We start from the raw sequence: 5,175 nt of genomic DNA, 5'->3' as shown, positions 1-5,175 counted from the left end.
GTCAGTCTGTAGAGCGACCATAAGACCAGAACAGATTTACTCTGTTAAGGCAGGTGCGGAACCCCGCAAGGGAAAGAAGCAGAAACCTAAATCGTGAGGTTTGGGAATCACCGTCCGTTTACGGCGGTGAGGATGTCAATTTAAAGGATTATGGCCGAAATTCTCGGATCACTTGCCAAACCCTTAATACCTCTGCCACTGTCCATGCTTGGGCAAAAGCACCTCTAGGGGTAAAAGGGGCATTGCCATCGAAAATTTCACTTAAATTACCGATACAGCTATCCCGAAGATGGTCGATCATCGGTGTTAAAAAACTCTCAGCTAGAATGGGATCGCGATAGACCTTCAGATGGGCCTCGATAAATGCCCCTAATAACCATCCCCAGACTGTCCCCTGATGGTAGGCACTATCTCTTTTTAAGCGATCGCCACGGTAAACGCCACGGTAATCAGGATGATCGGCATCTAGCGATCGCAAACCGCGAGAAGTCAACAATTTTAAAGCACAAATATCGACAATGCCCTTTTTCTGTGGGGAATTTAATAACTCCTCCACCGACAAAGACACGGCAAAAAGTTGATTCGGTCGTAAACTGGCATCATTACCCTTTTCCGTATCCAAAACATCGTAACAATACCCCAGAGAATCATCCCAGAAGCGAGAGAACCCTTTTAGGGTCATTTTTCTCATTTTTTCGTAATCAGTGGCATCCATGCCCAAATACTGGGCAAATTGAACCATTATTTTGAGGGCATTGAACCAAAGGACATTAATTTCTACGGGTTTGCCGATGCGGGGAGTAATCACCAGATCATCAACTTTGGCATCCATCCAAGTTAACTGTACTCCCGCTTCGCCGGCATAGATCAAACCATCGTCATCTAGGTGAATATTGTAGCGAGTACCGAGACGAAACCAAGCGATCACTTCCGTTAAAGCGGGATAAATAGTTCTGAGAAACTCAAAATCTTGGCTTTGGTTAAAATAGGAACGAATGGCTTCAAAATACCAAAGAATAGCATCGACAGCGTTATATTCGGGCATTTCTCCCCCATCGGGTAGTAAATTCGGCAATAAACCCCGGTCTAGATAACGGGAAAAGGTTAGTAAAATCTGACGGGCGATCGCAGGTCTGCCTGTAGTCAAAGTTAATCCTCTTAGGGAGATCATCGTATCGCGACCCCAATCACCAAACCAAGGATAACCCGCGATTATCGTTTTGCCGTCCGGTTGATCGGGGAGAGGACGACTAACGATAAACTGGTCGGCAGCGAGGGTCAGTTGTTGAATCCATTCGGGCTGCTGGGGATTAATCAGACTATTCTCGTAGCGATAGCGAGACTCTAAAGAAGATTGACCGTTTAAATTGGCATCGGGACGGGTACTAGCGGCAATTGTCACCGATTCTCCCACTTTAAGAGTAGCCGAAAAACTAGCCCCATGGAGATGATTTTCCCGATCGATTAAACCACGATAACGTTCCACGGCCAAATCAAAGCGATAATACCAGATATTAGCGGGAAAAACCTCCCCTTGACTGATTAATAGATAAAAAGGTACAGCATTGTCATAGGCAATCACTCTTACTCCTTTTTCCAGGGGACTAATAGCCATTTGCCAGTTAAAACTCTGGGTATTGCCGTGAAAATCACGATAATTGACAAAAGCAGTCAGATTCAGGGTTAAAGGAGAATTGCCGCGACGGTAGGTATAGCGAGTATAGGTGGTATTTTCTCCCTGTTCCATCCAGATACGCTTTTCTAGTAAGGCATCTCCACAGATAAAAGTCCAGACGGGAATTGTCCCTTCCAGATGAAAACTTTCGATATTAATATAGCCTTGCGGTTCGATCGTAGCACCTAACCAGCGATTGCTGGCCAGATGATAAATTTTCTGGTTATATTGTACCGATTCATCGATTTTAGTCACAAGAAGCGTTCTTTTCGTCGGTGGAGCCAAAGCAGCGATCAAGAGGCCATGATAACAGCGAGTTAGCAATCCGGCCACGGTTCCCGCAGCAAAACCACCGATACCATTAGTGACTAACCATTCGCGCTTTTCAGCCACCGGAAGATAATTACAGATATCCCGACCGAAACGGAGCTTGACCATGAGCTTCCAAATTCCTAGTAATTTTGTTATAATTAAAAATTGTGTCTTTATATCTATAGACTAACTCTATCTTAAGGAGGAAAATCGGCAGTGAGTAAACGTACTTTAGAAGGAACCACGCGCAAACAGAAGCGCACTTCCGGATTTAGAGCGAGAATGCGTAGCGTCAACGGACGCAAAGTGATTAAAGCTCGTCGGAAAAGAGGGCGCTATCGTTTAAGTGTTTAGGTTATTCTGGGAACCGACTAATTTTCGTGGGATTACCCCAAGTTCATCGCTTAAAACATCGACAGGATTTTCAAGCTGTCTATGGAAAAGGGAGGCGTTATCACGGTTCCCACTTAACCTTAATTAGTTTAGAGGATTCTGGCCAGGATAAGCCTCTTCCCAGTCGTTTTGGCATCTCGATTAGCAAGAAAGTTAGTAAAAAAGCGGTGGTTCGTAATCGACTAAAACGGCAAATGCGAGCGGCAATTCGGCAGTTATTGCCAGAAATAGCGACAGGATGGCGAGGGATAATCATTATCCGTTCCGAGGCGATCGAGTGCAATTATGAACATTTTTTGCGAGAATTAAAGCAGTTGTTAGTGAAGGCCAATATAATTCATGGGCATTAAAGAAGAAACTTTTTATGAAGGGGGTCCGCACATCGGCGACCTAATCATCAATATCCTGCTAGGATTTACGGTGATTTGTTTACCTTTGACCGTTGGGGCAGTGGTGCGGGCAATCTGGTTAAGATATAAGATAACCGATCGGCGGATTTCGATCACTGGGGGTTGGATGGGACGCGATCGCACAGATATTATCTATTCAGAAGTGGCAAAAGTGGCGAAAATGCCGAGAGGAATTGGTCTTTGGGGGGATATTGTCGTAACTCTCAAGGATAGAAGTCGTTTAGAAATGCGCTCGATGCCGAAATTCCGCGAAATTCATGACTATATTGCCGAAAGAGTCGCCGATAAAACCGGTCGTCCCCTAGAATCGATCATCAGTCAATAAAACAAAATAATCGATCGCCGAGATTCGATAAATTAGATTTGTCAAAGTGAACCCCTACTAAACGAGAAGGCATAGATTAAACCCATGGATTTTGGAGTCGGATTTATTTCCACAAATATCATGTTGCCAATCCTAGATTTTTTCTTTCGGATTGTCCATAGTTACGGTTTCGCCATCATTGCTTTAACGCTGGTGGTCAGATTTGCCGTCTTTCCCCTCAGCGCCGGCCAGATTCGCAATATGAGAAAAATGCGAATCACTCAACCCTTGATGAAGGAAAGACAGGCAGAAATTCAACAACGCTACAAAAATGACCCCCAAAAACAACAGGAGGAAATGGGCAAATTAATGCAGGAGTTGGGCAATCCCCTAGCGGGTTGTTTACCCCTGTTATTACAAATGCCGATTCTTTTGGCTTTATTTGCCACTCTGCGGGGTTCCCCCTTCTCGGACATTAACTATACCGTCGATTTACAAGTGCTGCCAAGGGAACAAATCGCCCTCGTCCAGCGGCAACCCTATGCCACCAAACCCCAAAACGTCTATATTGACGAATCTCTCCACTATCCCATCACCGCTTTTTTACCCCAAGGCAATAAAATCGCCCCGGGAGAACAGGTAAAAATCGACCTCCAAAACGACCAGGGCAAGTCTTTAAGCCAATTAGCCACGGAAGTACCCGAAAATAACCTAAAACCCACCTACGAGGTGCTTAAAGGGCAAGAACTGCTGCAAGTTAATGAAGACGGTTCCATCGTCGCTTTAGCCCCCGGAGATGCCAGTATTAAAGTTATCGTGCCGGGGATTGCCGCTAATACGGGTTTTCTCTTTATTGAGGCCCTGGGAAGAATTGGGGCAACCGGTGCGAATGGTGAAATTCACTGGGATATTTTGGCGATGGTGATCGCTTTCGGCATTAGTATCTATGTTAACCAAGAGTTATCCGGTGCCGGCGCGCCTTCGGGGGGGGCAGCCCAACAACAGCAAACGGTGAATAAAATCACCCCGATAATTTTTAGTATGATGTTCCTGTTTTTCCCCTTACCGGCGGGGGTATTGATGTATATCTTAACCGCGAACATCTTCCAAACTATTCAAACGGTGATTTTGATGCGGGAACCTTTACCGGAAAACCTGCAAAAATTGGTAGCGCAACAGGAAAAAACGGAAAAATCCCGCGATGCTCTCCCCTTTGAAAAACGTTCTAGCAAGAAAAAGGAAAAAACATCGTAATGAGTATATGGGAGCAAAATAGCGAGAAAGCTAAACAATGGCTGGAAAAACTGCTAAAGTTGATGGCCATGTCCGCAGATGTCCAGATTGGTGTGCAGGAATTGGGAACTGGACCTTCCTCCTGTTGGTTGATTATTGATAGCAGTCAATTGAGTCCCCAACAAGTGGAACTTCTCCTCGCTAACAAGGGTGAGGGACTGGATGCGATTCAATCCCTAGCTAATACGATTCTGAATATTGGTGTCGAGGCGGCAGAACATCAGTTCTATATTGTCGAAATCAATGGCTATCGTCAACAAAGACAGGCAGAACTTTTCGACTGGGTGAATCAAGCGGCGACGCAAGTGCGGCAAACAGGGCAGGAAATAGAATTAAAAGCCCTATCTTCGGCGGAACGTCGCCAAATTCATGCCTTTTTTCAGGAAGAAAACGATTTAACCACGGAAAGTCGCGGCGTGGAACCCGATCGCCGGTTAGTAATTCGTTTAAAATAAGACCAAAGGGTGGGGTAAAACCTGCCCTCTTGCGTTTTTTCGCCTGTTTTTGCTCTAAAAGCTCTGCCAGCCAAATTTTTGTCATCGATTGATGTTTTTAATAGTGCGATTAACTCCCCATCCAACTTTAAAAACCCGCTCCCTTGTCCCCACTTCCCACTTCCCACGAAAAACTTTTTGCCGCAAACCCTAGTTAGGGTCTGCTGAAAAAGTTTTTCGGTGGGGGTTGGGGGTTGGGGGTTGGGGGTTGGGGGTTGGGGGTTGGGGTGTGGGGTGTGGGGTTTTACCCATTTTCAGGTGGTCAATTACCTAATTTTCAGGGAAAAAGTCCCT

The 5,175-nt window shown here is 45.5% G+C and carries 6 protein-coding genes; 5 read left to right on the top strand and 1 reads right to left on the bottom strand.

What is annotated here, in order from left to right; translation table 11 throughout:
* Window positions 1–148: 148 nt before the first annotated feature.
* Complete coding sequence (locus tag IM322_RS07845) at window positions 149–2,113, bottom strand: amylo-alpha-1,6-glucosidase (RefSeq protein WP_287673488.1); 1,965 nt, start codon at window positions 2,111–2,113, stop codon at window positions 149–151.
* A 90-nt stretch (window positions 2,114–2,203) separates the two neighbouring features.
* Between IM322_RS07845 and rpmH the strand changes: the two genes are divergently transcribed.
* The 5 genes from rpmH (at window position 2,204) to IM322_RS07820 (ending at window position 4,842) form a co-directional block, all read left to right on the top strand.
* The gene (rpmH, locus tag IM322_RS07840; protein WP_002739276.1) at window positions 2,204–2,341 is read left to right on the top strand and encodes a 50S ribosomal protein L34; all 138 of its coding nucleotides are present in this window, start codon (window positions 2,204–2,206) and stop codon (window positions 2,339–2,341) included.
* A gap of 26 nt (window positions 2,342–2,367) precedes the next feature.
* On the top strand, window positions 2,368–2,730 hold the full coding sequence (gene rnpA / locus IM322_RS07835) for a ribonuclease P protein component (RefSeq protein WP_287673490.1): 363 nt from the start codon (window positions 2,368–2,370) through the stop codon (window positions 2,728–2,730).
* Window positions 2,720–3,115 carry a PH domain-containing protein gene (locus IM322_RS07830; RefSeq protein WP_002797763.1) on the top strand — a complete coding sequence of 132 codons (396 nt, stop codon included), beginning with the start codon at window positions 2,720–2,722 and terminating at the stop codon, window positions 3,113–3,115. Before rnpA ends, IM322_RS07830 begins: the two co-directional genes overlap by 11 nt.
* 84 nt (window positions 3,116–3,199) lie before the next feature.
* Complete coding sequence (gene yidC / locus IM322_RS07825) at window positions 3,200–4,348, top strand: membrane protein insertase YidC (protein WP_287078584.1); 1,149 nt, start codon at window positions 3,200–3,202, stop codon at window positions 4,346–4,348.
* Window positions 4,348–4,842, top strand: coding sequence for a Jag family protein (locus tag IM322_RS07820; protein WP_287673491.1), 495 nt, complete (start codon window positions 4,348–4,350; stop codon window positions 4,840–4,842). Before yidC ends, IM322_RS07820 begins: the two co-directional genes overlap by 1 nt.
* Window positions 4,843–5,175 lie beyond the last annotated feature (333 nt).

This window comes from Microcystis sp. M109S1, assembly GCF_020247025.1.
Taxonomy (GTDB): Bacteria; Cyanobacteriota; Cyanobacteriia; order Cyanobacteriales; family Microcystaceae; genus Microcystis.
The sequence above is the reverse complement of the archived record's forward strand: the minus strand, read 5'-3'. Positions and strand labels throughout refer to the sequence as shown.